Source organism: Streptomyces sp. NPDC018029, assembly GCF_044327655.1.
Taxonomy (GTDB): Bacteria; Actinomycetota; Actinomycetes; order Streptomycetales; family Streptomycetaceae; genus Streptomyces.
Window position 1 is genome coordinate 378,650 of the sequence record NZ_JBIRFV010000009.1, and the last position, 18,932, is coordinate 397,581.

General features: G+C 70.8%; 19 protein-coding genes. 10 read left to right on the forward strand and 9 right to left on the reverse strand.

All coding sequences use genetic code 11. From position 1 onward, the window contains the following. Positions 1 to 5: 5 nt before the first annotated feature. The 5 genes from ACH4D5_RS28205 to ACH4D5_RS28225 all read right to left on the reverse strand — a co-directional run bounded on the left by ACH4D5_RS28205 (position 6) and on the right by ACH4D5_RS28225 (position 4,719). A complete protein-coding gene (locus ACH4D5_RS28205) occupies positions 6 to 1,799 on the reverse strand; it encodes a glycoside hydrolase family 15 protein (protein ID WP_398307715.1) in 1,794 nt (597 codons plus the stop codon). 70 nt (positions 1,800 to 1,869) lie between these two features. Beyond that, a complete protein-coding gene (locus ACH4D5_RS28210; RefSeq protein WP_398307717.1) occupies positions 1,870 to 2,658 on the reverse strand; it encodes an SURF1 family protein in 789 nt (262 codons plus the stop codon). Between the two features lie 75 nt (positions 2,659 to 2,733). Further along, positions 2,734 to 2,967, reverse strand: a complete 234-nt coding sequence (locus ACH4D5_RS28215; RefSeq protein ID WP_079043687.1) for a hypothetical protein — start codon at positions 2,965 to 2,967, stop codon at positions 2,734 to 2,736. Positions 2,968 to 3,053: 86 nt separating this feature from the next. Next, complete coding sequence (locus ACH4D5_RS28220; RefSeq protein WP_398307719.1) at positions 3,054 to 4,049, reverse strand: DEDDh family exonuclease; 996 nt, start codon at positions 4,047 to 4,049, stop codon at positions 3,054 to 3,056. 31 nt (positions 4,050 to 4,080) lie between these two features. Then, entirely contained in the window at positions 4,081 to 4,719 is a 639-nt protein-coding gene (locus tag ACH4D5_RS28225) for a TetR/AcrR family transcriptional regulator (protein ID WP_398307721.1), read from the reverse strand. Between the two features lie 82 nt (positions 4,720 to 4,801). On the opposite strand from ACH4D5_RS28225, the gene ACH4D5_RS28230 reads away from it, so the two are divergent. The 6 genes from ACH4D5_RS28230 (at position 4,802) to ACH4D5_RS28255 (ending at position 10,774) form a co-directional block, all read left to right on the forward strand. Next, the gene (locus tag ACH4D5_RS28230; RefSeq protein ID WP_398307722.1) at positions 4,802 to 5,599 is read left to right on the forward strand and encodes an acetoacetate decarboxylase family protein; all 798 of its coding nucleotides are present in this window, start codon (positions 4,802 to 4,804) and stop codon (positions 5,597 to 5,599) included. A gap of 1 nt (position 5,600) precedes the next feature. Next, positions 5,601 to 6,485, forward strand: a complete 885-nt coding sequence (locus ACH4D5_RS28235) for an SDR family NAD(P)-dependent oxidoreductase (RefSeq protein ID WP_398307724.1) — start codon at positions 5,601 to 5,603, stop codon at positions 6,483 to 6,485. A gap of 14 nt (positions 6,486 to 6,499) precedes the next feature. Then, a complete protein-coding gene (locus tag ACH4D5_RS28240) occupies positions 6,500 to 7,801 on the forward strand; it encodes an amidohydrolase family protein (protein ID WP_398307726.1) in 1,302 nt (433 codons plus the stop codon). Next, complete coding sequence (locus ACH4D5_RS28245; RefSeq protein ID WP_398307728.1) at positions 7,798 to 9,036, forward strand: amidohydrolase family protein; 1,239 nt, start codon at positions 7,798 to 7,800, stop codon at positions 9,034 to 9,036. The genes ACH4D5_RS28240 and ACH4D5_RS28245 overlap by 4 nt, the downstream gene beginning before the upstream one ends. A gap of 146 nt (positions 9,037 to 9,182) precedes the next feature. Further along, positions 9,183 to 10,082 carry a sterol desaturase family protein gene (locus ACH4D5_RS28250; RefSeq protein ID WP_398307730.1) on the forward strand — a complete coding sequence of 300 codons (900 nt, stop codon included), beginning with the start codon at positions 9,183 to 9,185 and terminating at the stop codon, positions 10,080 to 10,082. Continuing rightward, positions 10,079 to 10,774, forward strand: a complete 696-nt coding sequence (locus ACH4D5_RS28255; RefSeq protein ID WP_398307732.1) for a lysoplasmalogenase — start codon at positions 10,079 to 10,081, stop codon at positions 10,772 to 10,774. Before ACH4D5_RS28250 ends, ACH4D5_RS28255 begins: the two co-directional genes overlap by 4 nt. Positions 10,775 to 10,808: 34 nt before the next feature. Here the strand turns inward: ACH4D5_RS28255 and ACH4D5_RS28260 are convergent, their stop codons facing one another. Together ACH4D5_RS28260 and ACH4D5_RS28265 are read right to left on the reverse strand one after the other, a co-directional pair. Next, the gene (locus ACH4D5_RS28260; protein WP_398307834.1) at positions 10,809 to 12,305 is read right to left on the reverse strand and encodes a S8 family peptidase; all 1,497 of its coding nucleotides are present in this window, start codon (positions 12,303 to 12,305) and stop codon (positions 10,809 to 10,811) included. Positions 12,306 to 12,457: 152 nt separating this feature from the next. Beyond that, complete coding sequence (locus tag ACH4D5_RS28265) at positions 12,458 to 14,005, reverse strand: S8 family peptidase (RefSeq protein ID WP_398307734.1); 1,548 nt, start codon at positions 14,003 to 14,005, stop codon at positions 12,458 to 12,460. A 360-nt stretch (positions 14,006 to 14,365) separates the two neighbouring features. On the opposite strand from ACH4D5_RS28265, the gene ACH4D5_RS28270 reads away from it, so the two are divergent. The 3 genes from ACH4D5_RS28270 (at position 14,366) to moaA (ending at position 17,587) form a co-directional block, all read left to right on the forward strand. Next, positions 14,366 to 14,776: a DUF485 domain-containing protein gene (locus ACH4D5_RS28270; protein ID WP_398307735.1), complete on the forward strand. Its 411-nt coding sequence runs from the start codon at positions 14,366 to 14,368 to the stop codon at positions 14,774 to 14,776. Next, complete coding sequence (locus ACH4D5_RS28275; RefSeq protein ID WP_398307737.1) at positions 14,773 to 16,410, forward strand: cation acetate symporter; 1,638 nt, start codon at positions 14,773 to 14,775, stop codon at positions 16,408 to 16,410. Before ACH4D5_RS28270 ends, ACH4D5_RS28275 begins: the two co-directional genes overlap by 4 nt. A 169-nt stretch (positions 16,411 to 16,579) precedes the next feature. Then, entirely contained in the window at positions 16,580 to 17,587 is a 1,008-nt protein-coding gene (moaA, locus tag ACH4D5_RS28280) for a GTP 3',8-cyclase MoaA (RefSeq protein WP_398307739.1), read from the forward strand. Here moaA and ACH4D5_RS28285 read toward each other — a convergent pair. Then, positions 17,584 to 17,814 carry a hypothetical protein gene (locus tag ACH4D5_RS28285; RefSeq protein ID WP_398307741.1) on the reverse strand — a complete coding sequence of 77 codons (231 nt, stop codon included), beginning with the start codon at positions 17,812 to 17,814 and terminating at the stop codon, positions 17,584 to 17,586. The genes moaA and ACH4D5_RS28285 overlap by 4 nt on opposite strands. Positions 17,815 to 18,000: 186 nt before the next feature. Beyond that, positions 18,001 to 18,387, reverse strand: a complete 387-nt coding sequence (locus ACH4D5_RS28290) for a DUF3099 domain-containing protein (RefSeq protein ID WP_398307743.1) — start codon at positions 18,385 to 18,387, stop codon at positions 18,001 to 18,003. A 222-nt stretch (positions 18,388 to 18,609) separates the two neighbouring features. On the opposite strand from ACH4D5_RS28290, the gene ACH4D5_RS28295 reads away from it, so the two are divergent. Then, a complete protein-coding gene (locus ACH4D5_RS28295) occupies positions 18,610 to 18,885 on the forward strand; it encodes a GlsB/YeaQ/YmgE family stress response membrane protein (RefSeq protein ID WP_150183375.1) in 276 nt (91 codons plus the stop codon). Positions 18,886 to 18,932: the final 47 nt, after the last annotated feature.

Below are 18,932 nucleotides of genomic sequence, written 5' to 3' on the forward strand. Positions count from 1 at the left end.
GGCCCCTATCCTTCCGCGTCCGCCCCGTAGAGCGCGAGGGCTGTATTGACCAGGCCGATGTGGCTGAATGCCTGCGGGAAGTTGCCCAGCTGCCGGCCCGACGCCGGGTCGTACTCCTCCGCGAGCAGCCCCACGTCGTTGCGGAGCGCGAGGAGGCGGTCGAACAGCGCGCGCGCCTCCTTCGTGCGGCCCGTCATGTGCAGCGCGTCGGCGAGCCAGAACGAGCAGGCAAGGAAGGTGGCCTCGCCGCCCGGCAGCCCGTCGATGTGCCGCTCGTCCGAGCTGTAACGCCGTACGAACCCGTCGCGGCCCAGCTCCCGGTGGATCGCGTCCACGGTGCCGGCCACGCGCGGATCGTCCGGCGGCAGGAACCCCACGCGCGGGATGAGCAGGAGCGAGGCGTCGAGCTCGGCGGAGCCGTAGAACTGCGTGAACGTGTTCCGCTCGGCGTCGTATCCGCGCTCGCACACCTCCCGGTGCACCTCGTCGCGCATCTTGCGCCAGCGATCGACGTCCCCGAGGTTCTCGGCCAGCTCCGGGTCCTCCTCCAAGGCGTGCACGGTCCGGTCGGCGGCGACCCACGCCATCACCTTCGAGTGCACGAAGTGCCGGCGCGGACCGCGGACCTCCCACAGCCCCTCGTCCGGTTCGCGCCACTTCTCCTCGAGGAACTCCAGCATGCACCGCTGGAGGTTCCAGGCGTGCGGACGCGGGGTGAGGCCCTTCGCGCGGGCCATCGTGAGGGAGTCGATGACCTCGCCGTACACGTCGAGCTGCAGCTGGTTCACGGCGTCGTTGCCGATGCGCACCGGGGCCGAGCCCTCGTACCCGGGCAGCCACGGGATCTCGTGCTCCGGAAGCCGCCGCTCACCGCATATCCCGTACATGATCTGGAGGTCGGCGGTGTTGCCGGCGACCGCGCGCAGCAGCCAGTCGCGCCATGCCTCGGCCTCCTCCAGATAGCCGGCCGCGACCAGGGCGCCCAGGGTGAGGGTGGAGTCGCGCAGCCAGGAGTAGCGGTAGTCCCAGTTGCGTACGCCGCCGATCTCCTCGGGCAGGGAGGTGGTGGGGGCGGCCACGATGCCGCCGGTCGGGGCGTAGGTGAGTGCCTTGAGGGTGATGAGGGAGCGGACGACCGCGTCGCGGTGCGGCCCGTCGTAGCGGCAGCGGGCGGTCCACTCCCGCCAGTCGGCGAGGCTGTCGCGCAGCGCCTCATGGGGCTCGACGAGGGTGGGGCGCGGCTCGTGCGAGGGGTGCCAGGTGAGGACGAAGGCCACCTTCTCGCCCGCCTCCACAGTGAACTCGGAGTGTGTGCTGAATCCCTCGCCCCAGGTGCGTACCTGGGGTTCGCTGCGCAGCCACACCGCGTCGGGTCCGGCGACGGCCACGCGGAGTCCGTCGATCCTGCGCATCCACGGCACGACCGAGCCGTAGTCGAAACGGAGGCGGAGCGTGCTGCGGACCGTCACCCTGCCCGTCAGGCCCTCGACGATGCGTACGACATCGGGGGCGCGGTCGCGCTGCGGCATGAAGTCGGTGACGCGGACGGTGCCGTCCGGGGTCTCCCACTCCGAGTCGAGCACGAGGGTGCCCGGCCGGTACGCGCGCCGGGTGCAGGGGCCTGCGTCCTTCGGCGCGATGCGCCAGTGGCCGTTCTCCTCGTCGCCGAGCAGTGCGGCGAAGCAGGCGGCCGAGTCGAACCGGGGCAGGCAGAGCCAGTCCACGGAGCCGTCCCTGCCTACCAGGGCGGCGGTCTGGAGATCGCCGATGAGCGCGTAGTCCTCTATGGGGTGATGCACGCAGAACGGCTTCCCGGGATAAGGCTCCGTCAATCGAACCTGTTGCCGCGTGGATGCGCGGGTCTCCGGATCAGGCGTTCGCCGGTGCCGCCTCGGGCGCGGGGGCCGCCGCGGCCGCCGCGCGGTCGCGCCGCTCCCTGCGGACCAGCACCACCCAGCCGACGGGGACGCCCGAGGCGAACAGCCACCACTGGACGGCGTACGCCATGTGCGCGCCGATGCTGCTGTGGTCGGGCTCGCCGATCAGTTCGGGCGAGCCGTCGGCCGGCTCGGGCGAGGTCTGCTCGACATAACCGCCGAGGACCTGCTTGCCGAGGCTGTCGGCCTGCTGCCCGCTGCTGATCAGCATGATCTGACGGTCCGGCAGGCCGCGGACGTTCTTGATGCCGCTGGCCGCGGACGTCTCGTCGGCCTTGAGGCGGCCGGTGATGGTGATCTCGCCCTTCGGGGGGGCGGGGATCTTGGGGAAGGCGGTCTGCGGTCCTTCGGCCGGGATCCAGCCGCGGTTGACGAGCAGGACCTTGCCGTCCGCGAGGACGAAGGGCGTCAGGACGTGGAAGCCGACCTCGTCGTCGGAGTTGGTGCGGCGCCGCACGACGACCTCGTGCTCCGTGTCGAACGTCCCCTTGGCGCTCACCCGGCGGTACAGGTCCTTCTTGGGCACCTCGTGGCCGGGTGAGGTGATCTTCTCCGCCGGGACCGGGGCGGCGGCCAGCGCCTCGGCGACCCGGTGGTTCTGCGCGACGCGGTTCTGGTGGCGGTGCAGCTGCCAGAAACCCAGCTCGACCATCACGGGGATGAGGACGAGGGCGATGAGGGTGAGGATCACCCACTGCCGGGTCAGGAGGAAGCGGTACACCCCACGACCGTACCTCTAGGTCTGTGGGGTGCCTGCCCGGGGGTGGGGTCGGCGGCCGCCCGGAGGCGGGGCCGGTCAGACCTTGTCGATGATGCCCACCCGCCCCTCCGCGCGTGAGCAGTGGGCGCCGCAGTACCAGTGCCCCTCCACCTCGACGCCCTGGCCGATGATGCGGCACCGGCAGTGCTCGCAGATGGGCGCCATGCGGTGGATGGCGCAGGAGAAGCAGTCGAAGACGTGCACCGCGCCTTGCGCGTGCACTTCGAAGGACATGCCGTAGTCGTTTCCGCAGACCTCGCAACGTGCCATGCGCCACAGGGTGGGACGCGGGGGCGGTGCGGGGCGAGCCGTCCGTGGGCGAGTCGCCCGCAATCACCCGTCTGACGCCTGCTCGGTTACGACTCCGTGGCGGGCGCCACGTCCTGGAGGAGCTGTCCGAAGGCCGCCTCGTCGATCACCGGCGTGCCGAACGAGCGCGCCTTGACGGTCTTGGAGGTGCCGGAGTCCGGGTCGTTCGTGACGAGGAGGCTCGTGAGACGGGACACACTCGTCGCGATGTGCAGCCCGGCCTCGACGGCCCGGTCCTCCAGGAGTTCGCGCTCCACGGAGGTGTCTCCGGAGAACGCCACCCGCATGCCCTGCTTGAGCGGTTTGCCCGGTTCGTAACGCCCTGGGTTCGGATAGGGGCACGGCGGGCGCTTGCGCGAGGGGCGCCAACTGCCCGGCCGGTACGAGGAGGACGGCGCGGGTCCCGTCGACTGACGGACGACGCGCGGCGCGCCGTCGGACCACTCGGTCAGCGGACGGCACTCCAGGAGCGGCAGGCGGACATTGCCGCCCGCCGCGGCGTGCAGGCTCGGGCGGAACGCCTCGGCGAGCACGCGGGCGTCGTCGAGCGCGTTGTGCGCGTGGCGCTGCTCGACGCCGAAGTGCGCGGCCAGGGACTCCAGCTTGTGGTTGGGCAGCGGGAGCGCCAGCTCCTTGGAGAGGGCGATGGTGCACAGGCGTTGGCGCACGGGGGCCAGGCGCTCCGCGCGCGCGTACTCCCGCGCGATCATCGACCAGTCGAAGACCGCGTTGTGCGCGACGAGGACGCGGCCGTCCAGGCGCCCCGCGAACTCCTCGGCGATGTCCTTGAAGAGCGGCGCGTCCGCGAGCATCTCGCCGGTGAGCCCGTGGATCCAGACCGGGCCCGGATCGCGCTGGGGGTTGACCAGCGTGTACCAGTGGTCCTCGATCTCGCCCCGGGCGTCCACGCGGTAGACGGCGGCCGACACTATGCGGTCGTCGCGGGCCAGGCCGGTGGTCTCCACGTCGACGACCGCGTACCCCGTTGGATACGCGGCCGGCCAGGGCACTGCGGACGCTGCGGTCGTGCGGTCTTCGAGCATGGTCCATGAGGATACGGGCCGCGACTGACAGTCAGGGCGCCGGTCCGAGAAGCCCGGCCACCAGAGCCCGGACGGAGGTGGCGAAGAGCGCCTCCGCGTCGACGGGTCCGGCCAGCGCGCGGGCGAGCGCGCCGTCCTGCTCGGCCGCCTGAGCCGTCCACAGCTCGTCCTCGCCGGGGTGCTGCTCGGGGGCGCGTTCGCGATAGCGCTCGACCAGGACGTGGCCGACGACGTGGACCTGGACGGCGCGCACCGCCTCGGCGGCGCGGACGCCGCGCAGGCCCGCCCGGTGGACCTCGTGGACGAGGGCCCGCTGGGCGGGCAGGAACATCCGTTCCGTCAGGCCCCGTTCGTGGACCATCGCGACGAGGTGCGGGTGGTCGAGGAGCTGGTGGCGCAGGGCGCGGGCCACGGAGGCGACGCGCTGCGCGGGGGTGCGGCCGGTGGCGCGGACTTCGCCGAGGTCGGCGAGGGTGCGCTCGACGAGGGCGTCCAGGAGCGACTCGCGGTTGCCGACGTGCCAGTAGATCGAGGTGACGGCGGTGCCGAGCTCGGCGGCGAGCGCGCGCATCGTCAGCGCGCGCGGGCCGTGCCGCTTGACGAGGCGCGCGGCCGTGTCGAGAACCTGCTCCCGGTCCAGATGCGCACCGGACTTCTCTTTACCCTTCACGAGTCCTGTTGTAACTGTGTTACAGAACCGCCGCAAGTCCCGGCCGCGGGCCCGAGTCCGCGCTGACGAAGGGTGGTACGACATGGCACGCATTCGCTACGGAGCGCGCGACGAGGCGGAGATCGCCGCCGCGCGCACCGCGAGCTCCAAGCTCCCCGACATCTGGTCCACGGGCGTGGTGGCCGTCTGGGAGAGCGACCCGGACACGGTCGCCGCGGTCCTGCCGCCGCCGCTGAAACCCACCGGGCGGCCCCTGGTGCGGGCGAACATCAGCAAGGTCGACCTGCCGGGCTACCCGCTGGGCGCGGGCTCCGTCGCCGTCGCGGCCGAGCACGCGGGCGTGGCGGGCTGGTATCCGCTGGTGATGCCGATGACCCACGAGCGGGCCCTGATCGGCGGCCGTGAGGTCTTCGGCGAGCCGAAGAAGCTCGGCGAGGTGGAGGTCGAGCGCGACGGCCTGGTGGTGCGGGCCAGGCTCGCCCGGCACGGCATCGCGTTCGTGGAGGTGCGCGGCGCGGTCAGCGGCCCACTGCCGCTGCCGGAGCCGACGCGGAAGACCGACTTCTACTTCAAGTTCCTGCCCGCGGTGGACGGTTCGGGCTTCGACGCGGACCCGGTGCTCGTGCACTGCGTACGGAACGAGAAGGTCCGCAAGCTGGAGGCCGTCACCGGGGACGTCGTACTGCGCGAGTCGATGTACGACCCGGTGGCCGATCTGCCGGTGCGCGCGCTCGTCGAGATCACCATCGGCGAGAAGACCACCGACCAGCAGGGCCGCGTCGTCGAGCGCGTCAGCGCACAGGCCCTGCTGCCCTACATCCACCAGCGCTACGACGACCCGGCGCAGATCCTCGACGGGCCGCCCGAGGGGAGCGTCTGAGATGGAGCTGCGTGCGGGGCAGGTCGCCGTCGTCACGGGCGCGGCGAGCGGCATCGGGCTCGCCATGGCGCGGCGGTTCGCGGCGGACGGCCTGAAAGTGGTCCTCGCCGACGTCGAGGAGGGTGCCCTGGAGAAGGCCGCGGCCGCACTGCGCGAGGACGGCGCGACCGTGCACGCGCGCGTGGTCGACGTCGGGGTGCGCGAGCAGGTCTTCGCCCTCGCCGACGAGGCGTACGACAGGTTCGGCGCCGTCCATGTGCTCTGCAACAACGCCGGGGTCGGCTCGGGCGCCGAGGGCCGCATGTGGGAACACGAGCCGAACGACTGGAAGTGGGCCTTCGAAGTCAACGTCTGGGGTGTCTTCCACGGCATCCAGGCCTTCGTGCCCCGGATGATCGCGGGCGGCGACCCTGGCCACGTCGTCAACACCTCCTCCGGGGACGGCGGCATCGCGCCACTGCCCACCGCCTCCGTGTACGCCGTCACCAAGGCCGCCGTGGTGACGATGACCGAGTCGCTGTACGCCCATCTGAAGGCGGAGCACGCGCGCGTGGGCGCCTCCGTGCTCTTCCCCGGACCCCACATGCTCCGCACCGGCCTGTGGGAGTCGCACCGCAACCGGCCCGACCGGTACGCCAAGTCCCGCCCCCGCAGGACCCCTTACCGCAGCCTCGACCAGTGGGAGGCCGCGATGCGGGAGGCGGGCCAGGAGGTGGAGTTCACCCCCGTCGAGGAGGTCGCGGACTTCGTGGCCGAGGGCATCGCCGCCGGCCGCTTCTGGCTGCTCCCGGCGAGCGAGCACAGCGACCGGCAGATCCGGGCGCGGTCGAGGTCGATGCTCGACCGGTCCGACCCGGCGTACCTGGAGAACTTCATCCTGGACTGAAGGGAGCGCCACCCATGAGCGACCGAGGTCACCGGAATCCGCAGGACCCGTACCTGATCATCTCCTCCGACTGCCACGCCGGACTCCCCACCGAGGAGTACCGGCCCTACCTCGACAGCCGCTTCCACCGGGACTTCGACGCCTTCCTCGGCGAGCGCGGCGCCCGCCGCGAGGAGGCGACCCGGCTCGGCATCCGCAACGACGCGTTCGCCGCCAAGTGGTTCCAGGACAACGAAGAGGGCCTGCGCGGCGGCTGGGACAGCGCGCAGCGCCTCAAGGAACTCGACGGCGACGGAGTGGCCGCCGAGGTCGTCTTCCCCGACGCGGACGCCGTCGACAGCCAGACCGCCGCACCCTTCGGAGTGGGCCTCGGCCTCTCCGGGGACCAGGACCCGGAGCTCGGCATGGCGGGCGCCCAGGCGCACAACCGCTGGCTGGCCGACTTCGTGTCCGAGCACCCCGAACGGCACTGCGGAGTCGCCCTGTTGCCCATCACCGGGGACGTCGACCGCGTCGTCGCCGAAGTGCGCCGCGCCAAGGAGTCGGGGCTCGGCGCGCTGATGATCCCCTCCATGTGGGTCGACAAGGCGCCCTACCACGACCGACGCTACGACCCCGTGTGGGCCGCGGCCGCCGAGTGCGCGATGCCCGTGGTCACCCACTCCGGAGCGGCGCCCCGCCACGAGTACGGGGACCACCTCGGGATCTACGTCTCCGAAGTGACCTGGTGGCCCGCGCGGCCGCTGTGGTTCATGCTCTGGTCCGGCGTATTCGAACGCCATCCCGGGCTGAGGTTCGGCGTCGCGGAGTCCGGCTGCTGGTGGCTGCCGAACCTCCTGTGGTTCATGGACCGCCTCTACCTGGGCGCGCACGGCGGAAAGAAGCTCTCCCCGTTCGCGGAGCTGAAGCGCCCGCCGCACGAGTACCTGGACCGGCAGATCTTCGTCTGCGCCACCAACACCAAGCGCCGCGAGCTCGCCCAGCGGTACGAGATCGGCGTCGACAACATCCTCTGGGGCAGCGACTTCCCGCACCCCGAGGGCACCTGGCCCGACACGCGCGCGTGGCTGCGGAAGACCTTCCACGACATCCCCGTGGCGGAGACCCGCCGCATGCTGGGCCTCGCCGCCGCGGAGGTCTTCGGCTTCGACACGGAGAAGCTCGCGCCGCTGGCGCGCCGCATCGGCCCGACACCCGCCGAGCTCGGCCAGGCCGACGACCAGGAAGCCGTGGCCGCCTCCTGGGCGCGCTCGCGCGAGGTGGGCCGCCACTGGCTGACCGACCACGACTTCCCGACTCTGGGGGTGACCCGATGACCGGGGACCGCTACACCGTCATCTCCGCGGACTGCCACGCGGGCGCCGATCTCCTCGACTACCGGCCCTACTTGGAGTCGCGCCACCACGACGCGTTCGACGCGTGGGCGGCCACCTACGTCAATCCGTACGAGGACCTCCTCGCGGACACCGCCGACCGCAACTGGAACTCGGACCGCCGCGTCGCCGAGCTCGAAGCGGACGGCATCGTCGCCGAGGTCGTCTTCCCGAACACCATCCCGCCGTTCTTCCCGAGCGCGTCCCTGATGGCACCGGCCCCCACCCGCGAGGAGTTCGAGCAGCGCTGGGCCGGTCTGCGCGCACACAACCGCTGGCTCGCGGACTTCTGCGCGGCCGCCCCGGGACGCAGGGCGGGCGTCTTCCAGATCCTCCTGAACGACGTCGACCTGGCCGTCGAGGAGATCCACCGGTCGGCGAAGGCGGGCCTCACGGGCGGCCTCATGCTGCCCGGCACACCACCGGGTTCGGGCCTGCCCGAGCTCTACTCGTCGACGTACGACCCGATCTGGGCGGCCTGCGCCGAACTGGGCGTGCCGGTCAACCACCACGCGGGCTCGGCCTCGCCGCCGCTCGGCGAGGAGCCGGCCGCGCGCGCGGTGTTCATGGTCGAGACGACGTGGTTCTCGCACCGCGCGCTGTGGCACCTCGTCTTCGGCGGGGCCTTCCGCCGCCACCCGGACCTCAGGCTGGTCCTCACCGAGCAGGGCTCGGGCTGGGTCCCCGGAGTGCTCGACATGCTGGACTACTACCACGGGCGCCTCGTCGCGGCGGCGCGGAGGGCCGGCGGCGCGGAGACGGCCGAGGCGAAGTTCGGCGCGGGCCTCGCCGACGCGATGGGGAAGGGCCCCTCCGAAGTGTGGCGCGACAACTGCTTCGTGGGCGCCAGTTTCATGCGCCCCCACGAGGCGGCGCTGCGCGACCGGATCGGCCTCGACAAGATCATGTGGGGCAGCGACTACCCGCACGACGAGGGAACGTACCCCTACTCGCGCGAAGGCCTCCGCACCGCGTACGCCGGCCTCCCCAGGGAGGAGATCGCGGCCATGGTCGGCGGCAACGCGGCCCGCGTCTACGGCTTCGACCTGGAACGGCTCGGCCGGATCGCCGCACGCGTGGGCCCCACGGTGGGAGAACTGGACGAACCCCTCAAGGAGGCCCCCGCCGACGCGACGAGTCCCGTGTTCGCGGCGGGGGCGTCGGTACGGGTCTGGTGAGCGGACGGGCAGGGGGGCCAGGAGCCCCCCTGCCGTTTGAAGTCGGATCTTTGGTGAGGATCACCAACAACCGCTCCCGTACCGCCGGTAATACTTGTCGGTAACAACCCCTAGTCGTGCGCCTGCAGCCGTTCTACGGTGCACGCATGTCCCCGAACCTGCCCGATGTCGTGCTGTGGTCCATCCCGGCTTTCGTGCTGCTCACCGTCGTCGAGATCGTGAGCCACCGGATCCATCCCGACGAGGACGCCGCCGGGTACGAGACGAAGGACGCCGCCACCAGCATCACCATGGGGCTCGGCAGCCTCGTCTTCGACCTGCTGTGGAAGATCCCGATCGTCGCGATCTACTCGGGCGTCTACGCGCTGACACCGCTGCGCGTGCCCGTCCTGTGGTGGACCATCCCGCTGATGCTCCTCGCCCAGGACTTCTTCTACTACTGGTCGCACCGCGGCCACCACGTCATCCGCATCCTGTGGGCCTGCCACGTCGTGCACCACTCCAGCCGCAAGTTCAACCTCACGACGGCACTGCGCCAGCCCTGGACGAGCCTCACGGTGTGGCCGTTCTACCTGCCGCTCATCGCCTGCGGCGTCCACCCGGCGGCGCTCGCGTTCTGCTCCTCGGCCAACCTGGTCTACCAGTTCTGGATCCACACCGAGCGCATCGGCAAGCTGCCCCGCCCCATCGAGTACGTCTTCAACACGCCCTCGCACCACCGCGTGCACCACGCGTCCCAAGGCGGCTACCTGGACCGGAACTTCGGCGGCATCCTCATCGTCTGGGACCGGCTCTTCGGCTCCTGGGTCGCCGAGACCGACCGCCCTGTCTACGGGCTGACGAAGAACATCAACACGTACAACCCCCTGCGCGTGGCGACCCACGAGTACGTCGCCATCGCCAAGGACCTGCGGGCGGCCGCTGGTTGGCGGGAGCGGGCCGGGCGGGTCTTCCGCGGCCCCGGCTGGCAGCCGCAGGCCCCCGAGGCGTCGCCGGCTCCGCTGCCCGCAGCCTCCGACGCGCCGGTCCCGGAGCGGGCGGCGTGACGGGGCGGCCGCCGCCGGGGCTGCTCCTCGGTGCCTTCGGCGCCGCCGCGCTCGGCGACCTCGTCGCACTCCTCGCCGACTCCGGCCCCGGCCACGCCGTCTTCAAGCCCCTGCTCATGCCCCTCCTCGCGGCGTACGTCGCCACACGGAAAGGGCCACGGCTGCTGATCGCCGCCCTCCTCTGCGGCTGGGGCGGCGACACCCTCCTGCTCTTCGACGCCGAGCCCGCGTTCCTCGCCGGGATGGGGTCCTTCGCCGCCGGACACGTCTGCTACCTCGTGCTCTTCAAGCGGTACGGCGACACCCACAGGTACGCGCGCGGCGGTGGGTCGCCCCGCGCGAGGGGCGCGGCACTCGTGGCCGCGTACGCCCTCGCACTCGCCGGCACCGTGGCGCTGCTCTGGCCGGACCTGCCGGCCGACATGCGGGGGCCCGTCGCGGGCTACAGCCTGCTGCTCACCGCCATGGCGCTCGGCGCGACCACGCTCGGCGTCACGGCGGCCGCGGGCGGGGCGCTGTTCCTGCTCTCGGACACTCTGATCGCGACCGGCGTCGCCGACTGGCCGCAGCCGCCGAGGCCCGACTTCGCGATCATGCTCACGTACCTGGCGGCCCAGGCCCTGCTGACCAGGGGAGTGCTGAGGGCCGGGCGGCTCACGAGCCGCCCGGCCCTCGCCACCGCGATGCGGTGATGTGGTGCTACTTGAGTCTGCTACTTGAGTGCTGCTACTTGCGCACGGCGTCCAACGCGTCGGCCATGCCCACGCCGTAGAAGCCGTTCTTGTTCCGGCCGCCCTCGCAGACCGCGTCCACCTTGCCGTCGCCGTCGAAGTCGTACGGGTCGGTGCAGGCCATCGCGTCGGCCTGGCGGTGGAGCAGTTCCTTGATCCGCTTGGCCGAGGCGTGCGGATGCGTCGACTTGAGCAGCGCGGCCACGCCCGCGGCGTGCGGCGACGCCATCGACGTACCGCCCTTGTAGCCGAACTTGCCGCCCGGCAGCGTCGACAGGATCCGGCCGTCGACGGCCGGCGGGTTCGGCGCCTGGTACTTGGTGGAGTCGCCGCCCGGTGCCGTGATGTCGATGACGCCGTGGCCGTAGTTCGAGTACGACGCCTTGATGCCCTTCGCGCCGGTGGCGGAGACCGTCACGACCCCCGGAAGCTGCGACGGGAGGTCGAAGCAGTCCTTGGTCTTGATGGTCCGCGGCACCGGAGTGGTGTCGTTGGGGCTCGACTTGTCGATGATCTCGTCCTGGGCGAGGTCGGTCTTCGCGTTGCCCGCGGCCGCGACGTTCACCGCGCCCTTGCGCTCCGCGTACTTCGAGGCCCGCCCGACCGCGTCGACCAGTGCCTTCTGGTCGTCGTCCGTCGTGCAGTTGAACAACCACGGGTCGGTGTAATAGCTGTTGTTGGTGACGTCGACGCCATGGTCGGCCGCCCACACGAAGCCGCAGACGACGGCCTCCGTGTAGTACATGCCGGTCTTCGGCTCCGCCACCTTCAGGCTCGCGACCTTCACGCCCGGCGCGACGCCGGTGACACCGGTGCCGTTCTTCGCGGCGGCGACCGTGCCCGCCACGTGCATGCCGTGGTCGCTCTCCCCGGCCACCGGCCGCCACGCGTTGTCCTTCTGGACGGGCACGCCGCCCAGGCAGCTCGCGGACGCCCCGCGGTCGAAGTTCGGCGCGATGTCGGGGTGCGTGTCGTCGACACCGGAGTCGAGCACGCCGACCGTGACCTTGCGGCTGCCGAGGGAGATCTCGTGCGCCTTGTCCGCCTTCATGGCGGGCAGGTCCCACTGCAGCGGCTCCAGCTCGTCCTGGCCCGCCGAGGCCTTTCCGGCCGCGGCCTTCGCCTCCGCGGCGGTGAGCGGCCGCTCCGACTCGAGGGCGTTGTCCGACTGGGCGGACAGCGGGGCCGTCCGCGTCGCGCCCGCCGAGTCGACGCCCTTCACCTGGCGGATCGTCTCGGCGAAGTCGGGGTTCGCCGAGTGGACGACGATGACGCCGATCTTGTCGTACGCGATGACGACGTCGCCGCCCGCCTTGGCGATCGCCTTCTTGGCGCGCTCCGAACTCCCCTTGCCGGGCCGGACGTTCACGACGTAACTCATCGACGAGGCGTCCGAAGCCGAAGCCGAAGCTGAAGCCGACGCCGGAGCGTCCGGTACCGCGGCGGGCCGCGCGGACGCCGTCCCCGGCAGGAAGGCGACGGCCGAGACCATCGCGACGCCGAGCGGCAGGGCCAGCGCGCGGCGGGAGCGCAGGAAGGCGGCAGCGGATATGTGGGCCTTGGAAGACCCAGAGGACTCAGAGGGCTCAGAGGGCTCAGAGGACTTGCGGGACTTGGTGGACTCGCTCACGTTCTGTCTCCCCGTCACTTCTTCTTCACGGCGTCGAGCGCGTCGACGAGTCCGCTGCCGTAGAAGCCGTTCTTGTGCGCGCCGCCGCTCTCGCAGACCGCGTCGACGTCACCGTCGCCGTCGGGGTCGTACGGCGTGGCGGGGCACTCCAGGCGGTCGGCCTGCTTCTTCAGGATCCGCTGCAGCTCGGCGGGGCCCGCCTTGGGGTGCGTCGACTTGATCAGCGCGGCGACACCCGAGGCGTGCGGCGCCGCCATCGACGTGCCGCGCAGCCAGCCGTACTCGCCGCCCGGCATGGTGGAGAGGATGTTGCCGTTCTTCGACGGGGTGTCGGTCGGCAGCTGGTACTTGTCGCCGCCCGGGGCCGTCACGTCGACGACACCCTTGCCGTAGCTGGAGTACGACGACTTGAGGTTCTTGACGCCCGTCGCGCTGGTCGTGACGACGCCCGGCAGCTGGGTCGGCACGTCGAGGCACTCGTGCGGGTCGATGGTGCGGGTCACCGGAGTGGAGTCGTCCGGGCTGGAGTCGTCGACGATCGCGTCCGCGTCCAGGTCGTGGTTGGAGTTGCCCGCGGAGGCGACGTTGAGGGTGCCCTTCTTCTGCGCGTACAGCTGCGCGCGGTTGACCGCGTCGAGGATCGCCTTCTGGTCCGGGTCGTCCTTGCAGTTGTACAGCCACGGGTCCACGTAGTAGCTGTTGTTGGTGATCTCGACGCTGTGCTCGGCGGCGAACACGAAGGCGCAGACCACGTTCTCCGGGTAGAACAGCTCGTCGACCGGGTCGGCCACCTTGATGCCCGCGATCTTCACGCCGGGCGCCACGCCCGCGACGCCGACGCCGTTGCGCGCGGCGCCGATCTCACCGGCCACGTGCGTGCCGTGGTAGTGCTCCTTCTTCGCCGGGCGCCAGGCCCCGGGCGAGGTGTCGAGCCTGCCGCCGACACAGCTCGCGGACTGCGCGGGCGAGAAGTTGGGGGCGAGGTCCGGGTGGGTGTCGTCGACGCCGGTGTCGATCACGGCGACGGTGACCTTCTTGCTGCCCGGGTTGATCTTCGCGGCCTTGTCGGCGCCGATCGCCCGCAGGTCCCACTGGTCGGCTTCCATCGGCTCGGTGCCCGGCGCCGCGCTCTTCTTCAGGGCCTTGGCCTCGGCGGCGGACAGCACCTTCGCCTTGCCGTCGTCCGTCGTGGCGGCCGACTTCAGCGGCGCGGTGTGGGTCGCGCCCGCGGACTGGACGCCGCGCACGTCGCGTATTCGCCTGCCGAAGTCCTGGTCCGTCGAGTGGACGACGATGACGCCGATCTTCTCGTGCGTGACGACGACGGAGCCGCCGGCCCTGGCTATCGCCTTCTTGACGTACGCGAGCGTCTTGCGGTCCGTGCGGGTGTTGACGACGTACGCGAAGACGGGGGCGTCCTTCGCGGTCTGCGCCGACACGGGGGCGGGGGACTCGTTCGGAGCCGCGGTCGCGGCGCCGGGCACGAAGCCGACCGAGGCGGCGAGCGCGAGGCCGAGCGGCACGGTGAGCGCCGTACGACGTCTGGAACGCAGATGAGCCATGGGATCTCCACATCATCCGGATACGGAACTGCCCGAACACAGCTGGTGCTCGGGCAGGTACATGACGGGCGTGCAGGGTGAAGCTATCCCCCGAACTCCCAGGCCAGCAATGCCTCCTGGCCGCCTTCTGGCCGTGTTCCGACTGCGTTCCGGCAGAAACCGGGCAGCGGGGGCGCGTCGTGCGCGGTCCAGGGACGTTGAGCAGACAACGGAAGCAACATCAACCCCTGTCGGATCACGTCCCGTGGCCTTAGCATCGCCATCCGTGGCACACGTGATCCGCGTCACGCCGGACGTGAGGCCAGAGAACCCATGGAACAACTGTCCGTCCCCACCCCACCCGCACCACGAGGAGACTCCGTGGCCACCGACGCACCGCCCCCTTCGAAGGGTGGCGCAGGAAAAGAACCCGCTCCCCACGCGCCCTCCACGGAGGAGTTCATCCAGGTGCAGGGGAGCTCGGAATTCGGTGAACTGCGCCGCTCGCACCGCTCGTTCGCCTTCCCGCTCACCATCGCCTTCATCGCCTGGTACCTCGTGTACGTCCTGCTCTCCAACTACGCGGGCGACTTCATGGGCACCAAGCTCTTCGGCAACATCAACGTGGCCCTGATCCTCGGCCTCGGGCAGTTCCTGACCACCTTCCTCATCGCCTGGTTCTACTCGCGCCACGCGGCGGCGCAGCTCGACCCGAAGGCCGAGGGGATCAAGTCCCGCATGGAGACCCGCATGGACACCCGCACGGAGTCCCGCACGGAGGGCGACGCATGAGCCCCGCGCACACCGCCGTCATCGACCTGGCGGCCGCGTCCGACGCCTCCGAGCACCGGCCGCTGATCATCAGCCTCTTCGCCGCCTTCGTCGTCGCCACCCTCTTCATCACCGTGTGGGCCGGCCGGCAGACCAAGAGCGCCGCCGACTTCTACGCGGGCGGCCGCCAGTTCACCGGCTTCCAGAACGGCCTCGCGATCTCCGGCGACTACATGTCCGCCGCGTCCTTCCTCGGCATCGCCGGCGCCATCGCCCTCTTCGGATACGACGGCTTCCTCTACTCCATCGGCTTCCTGGTCGCCTGGCTCGTGGCGCTCCTCCTGGTCGCCGAGCCGCTGCGCAACTCCGGGCGCTACACGATGGGCGACGTCCTCGCGTACCGCATGCGCCAGCGTCCCGTCCGTACCGCCGCGGGCACCTCCACGATCGTCGTCTCGATCTTCTACCTGCTCGCGCAGATGGCGGGCGCGGGCGTCCTGGTCTCGCTGCTGCTCGGCATCACCAGCGACGCGGGCAAGATCCTCATCGTCGCCCTGGTCGGCGTCCTGATGATCGTCTACGTCACCATCGGCGGCATGAAGGGCACCACCTGGGTGCAGATGGTCAAGGCCGTCCTGCTCATCACCGGCACCGTCCTCATCACCTTCCTGATCCTGCTGAAGTTCAACTTCAACGTCTCCGACCTGCTCGGCACGGCCGCCTCCAACAGCGGCAAGGGCTCGGCCTTCCTTGAGCCCGGCCTCAAGTACGGCGTCTCCGGCACCTCGAAGCTGGACTTCATCTCGCTCGGCATCGCCCTGGTCCTGGGCACCGCGGGCCTGCCGCACATCCTGATCCGCTTCTACACCGTGCCCACGTCCAAGGCCGCCCGGAAGTCCGTGAACTGGGCCATCGGCATCATCGGCGCCTTCTACCTGATGACGATCGTCCTCGGCTTCGGCGCCGCCGCCCTGCTCAAGCCCGGCGAGATCATCGCCTCCAACAAGGCGGGCAACACGGCGGCGCCGCTCGCCGCCCTGGAGATCGGCGGCGGTGGCGACTCGACCGGCGGCGCGATCCTGCTCGCGGTGATCTCCGCGGTCGCCTTCGCCACGATCCTCGCGGTCGTCGCGGGCCTCACCCTCGCCTCGTCGTCCTCCTTCGCGCACGACATCTACGCGAACGTCATCCGCAAGGGCAAGGCCACCGAGAAGGAGGAGATGAAGGCGGCCCGCTGGTCGACCGTCTTCATCGGCATCGTCTCCATCGCGCTCGGGGCCCTGGCCCGCGATCTGAACGTGGCGGGCCTCGTCGCCCTCGCCTTCGCGGTCGCCGCCTCCGCGAACCTGCCGACGATCCTCTACAGCCTCTTCTGGAAGAGGTTCACCACGCAGGGCGCGCTCTGGTCGATCTACGGAGGCCTCATCGCCGCCGTCGGCCTGGTGCTGTTCTCACCGGTCGTCTCGGGCAAGCCCAGCTCGATGTTCCCCGACGCGAACTTCGACTTCTTCCCGCTGGAGAACCCGGGCCTGATCTCCATTCCGCTGGGCTTCCTGCTCGGCTGGCTCGGCTCGCTCCTCTCCAAGGAGGAGCCGGACAAGGGCAAGTACGCCGAGCTGGAGGTCAAGTCCCTCACCGGCGTCGGAGCCCACTGACCGGCATTTGTTCACATGTTCGTAGCGGCCGCGTCGTAGAGTCCTACGACGCGGCCGTACCGTTCCTCGTGGCAAATGGCCCATGGCGTTGTCAGAGGTGTCGCGTAAGGTCGAAGGCAGTGGGACCCATGGGACCCATCCGTATCGGACCGCCGGGGAGGGGGCCGCAGTGCTCATCGACACGTTTGGCCGCGTAGCCACTGACCTGCGCGTATCGCTGACCGACCGCTGCAATCTGCGGTGCACCTACTGCATGCCGGAGGAAGGCCTGCAGTGGCTCGCCAAGCCGGACCTGCTCACCGACGACGAGATCGTCCGCCTCATCCGCATCGCCGTCACACAGCTCGGCATCACCGAGGTCCGCTTCACCGGCGGCGAGCCCCTGCTGCGCCCCGGCCTCGTCGGCATCGTCGAGCGCTGCGCCCAGCTGGAGCCCCGCCCGAAGATGTCCCTGACGACGAACGGCATCGGTCTCAAGCGCACCGCCGCGGCCCTGAAGGCCGCCGGCCTCGACCGGGTCAATGTCTCCCTGGACACCCTGCGCCCCGACGTCTTCAAAACGCTCACCCGGCGCGACCGCCACAAGGACGTCCTCGAAGGCCTCGAAGCGGCCCGCGACGCCGGCCTCACCCCCGTCAAGGTCAACACCGTCCTGATGCCCGGGCTGAACGACGACGAGGCCCCCGACCTCCTCGCCTGGGCCGTCGCGAACGACTACGAGCTCCGCTTCATCGAGCAGATGCCCCTCGACGCCCAGCACGGCTGGAAGCGCGACGGCATGATCACCGCGGGTGACATCCTGCAGTCCCTGCGCACCCGCTTCGAGCTCACCGAAGAGGGCTCGCAGGAGCGCGGTTCCGCGCCCGCCGAGCGCTGGATCGTGGACGGCGGCCCGCACCGCGTCGGCGTCATCGCCTCCGTCACCCGCCCGTTCTGCTCGGCCTGCGACCGCACCCGCCTGACGGCCGACGGCCAGGTGCGCACCTGCCTCTTCGCCACCGAGGAAACGGACCTGCGCGCGGCCCTGCGCGCCGCGCCCGACGACACGGCGGACGGCTCGGACGAGGAGATCGCCCGCATCTGGAAGCTCGCGATGTGGGGCAAGAAGGCCGGCTCCGGCCTGGACGACCCGTCGTTCCTGCAGCCGGACCGCCCGATGTCGGCGATCGGCGGCTAGCCGTCCCCGTCGGCGGCCTCGCGCGCCTGCCACTCGTCGAGCGGCACGACGTCCTTCAGCATGCCGCGCACGCCGAGGAACTGGGAGAGGTGCTCGCGGTGTTCACCGCACGCGAGCCAGGTCTTGCGCCGCTCCGGGGTGTGGATCTTGGGGTTGTTCCAGGCCAGTACCCAGACCGCTGCGACGCGGCAGCCCTTGGCGGAACAGATCGGGTTTTCGTCACTCACAGTCGCGTCCAAGTGCTGCGAACAAGGCGACGCCGAGCAGCCACGGGGGGAGCTGCCCGGCGTCGGTCTGTCGCTCCGACGGGGGATGCGGAGCGCGTACGAAGTATGTCATGGGGGACCCGCCGACCGGCACTGGAACTACACGATTGATCTGAGGTTTTCTTGAGCTTGGCGCAACGTCGACGGTCAGTTCGGCTCGTGCGCGGCACCGCGTCGCTGGTCGTGAGCGGGGCCCAGGGGATCTTCCGGGACGGATTCCGCGGCGGCTGCCGCGACGGGCGGCGCGAGCATTGGCCGAGAAGGAGCGGGCACGAACGTCGACGGCAGCGAAGGCGGCGACTCCCGCCCGGCGTTGGCGATCACGACGGAGATGTACGGCAGGAGAACCCCGAGCACCAGAGCGACGAGCGCGACGTGCCGCTCGACGTTCCACAGCACGGCGGCGGCCACCACCGACACCGTGCGGACCGACATCGAGATCACGTACCGTCGCTGCCTGCCGCGCACGTCCTCCGCGAGACCCTGCCGGGCCCCCGTGATCCGGAAGACCTGGCCGCTGCTCTGCTTCCGCATCACATTCCACCGCCCTGTCCGCTGTGCCGGACTCTCCGCGGTACCTGCCCCGGTCCGGCCCCTCAACGTTACGCCGCGGCTGCGCAGCCTACGAGACCGGGGCGGGCCTCATCCCGGTGCCCCTCCTGCGCCGCGCCACGTATGGCCGAGCCCGACATGCGCCGTATGGCGGACGGGTCGAGACTGGCCGTAATGCTCATCTGAGCCGACTAGGAGGCAGCTATGGGCTGGTTGTGGGCCATCATCGTGGGTTTCGTGCTGGGTCTGATCGCCAAGGCGATCCTCCCCGGGAAGCAGCACAGTCCTCTCTGGCTGACCACGGTGTTCGGCATCATCGGAGCCGTTCTGGGCAACTGGCTCGCGACTCAGTTCGGCATCAACGAGACCAAGGGCATCGACTGGGGCAGGCACGCGCTCCAGCTGGTCGCGGCTCTCGTGGTCGTCGGCCTCGGTGACGCGGCGTACACGATGCTCCGCGGCAATAAACGACGGGCTTAGCCGCACACGGAGGGGCCGGTCCGCGCGGACCGGCCCCTTTCGCGCTC

Bases quoted from the DNA above. Each gene is read 5' to 3' on its own strand.
- ACH4D5_RS28275 (WP_398307737.1), top strand. From the start codon at position 14,773: ATGAGCCCCGCGCACACCGCCGTCATCGACCTGGCGGCCGCGTCCGAC.
- ACH4D5_RS28260 (WP_398307834.1), bottom strand. From the start codon at position 12,305: ATGGTCTCGGCCGTCGCCTTCCTGCCGGGGACGGCGTCCGCGCGGCCC.
- ACH4D5_RS28295 (WP_150183375.1), top strand. From the start codon at position 18,610: ATGGGCTGGTTGTGGGCCATCATCGTGGGTTTCGTGCTGGGTCTGATC.
- ACH4D5_RS28245 (WP_398307728.1), top strand. From the start codon at position 7,798: ATGACCGGGGACCGCTACACCGTCATCTCCGCGGACTGCCACGCGGGC.
- ACH4D5_RS28215 (WP_079043687.1), bottom strand. From the start codon at position 2,967: ATGGCACGTTGCGAGGTCTGCGGAAACGACTACGGCATGTCCTTCGAA.
- ACH4D5_RS28235 (WP_398307724.1), top strand. From the start codon at position 5,601: ATGGAGCTGCGTGCGGGGCAGGTCGCCGTCGTCACGGGCGCGGCGAGC.
- ACH4D5_RS28230 (WP_398307722.1), top strand. From the start codon at position 4,802: ATGGCACGCATTCGCTACGGAGCGCGCGACGAGGCGGAGATCGCCGCC.
- ACH4D5_RS28265 (WP_398307734.1), bottom strand. From the start codon at position 14,005: ATGGCTCATCTGCGTTCCAGACGTCGTACGGCGCTCACCGTGCCGCTC.
- ACH4D5_RS28220 (WP_398307719.1), bottom strand. From the start codon at position 4,049: ATGCTCGAAGACCGCACGACCGCAGCGTCCGCAGTGCCCTGGCCGGCC.
- ACH4D5_RS28240 (WP_398307726.1), top strand. From the start codon at position 6,500: ATGAGCGACCGAGGTCACCGGAATCCGCAGGACCCGTACCTGATCATC.
- ACH4D5_RS28290 (WP_398307743.1), bottom strand. From the start codon at position 18,387: ATGCGGAAGCAGAGCAGCGGCCAGGTCTTCCGGATCACGGGGGCCCGG.
- ACH4D5_RS28250 (WP_398307730.1), top strand. From the start codon at position 9,183: ATGTCCCCGAACCTGCCCGATGTCGTGCTGTGGTCCATCCCGGCTTTC.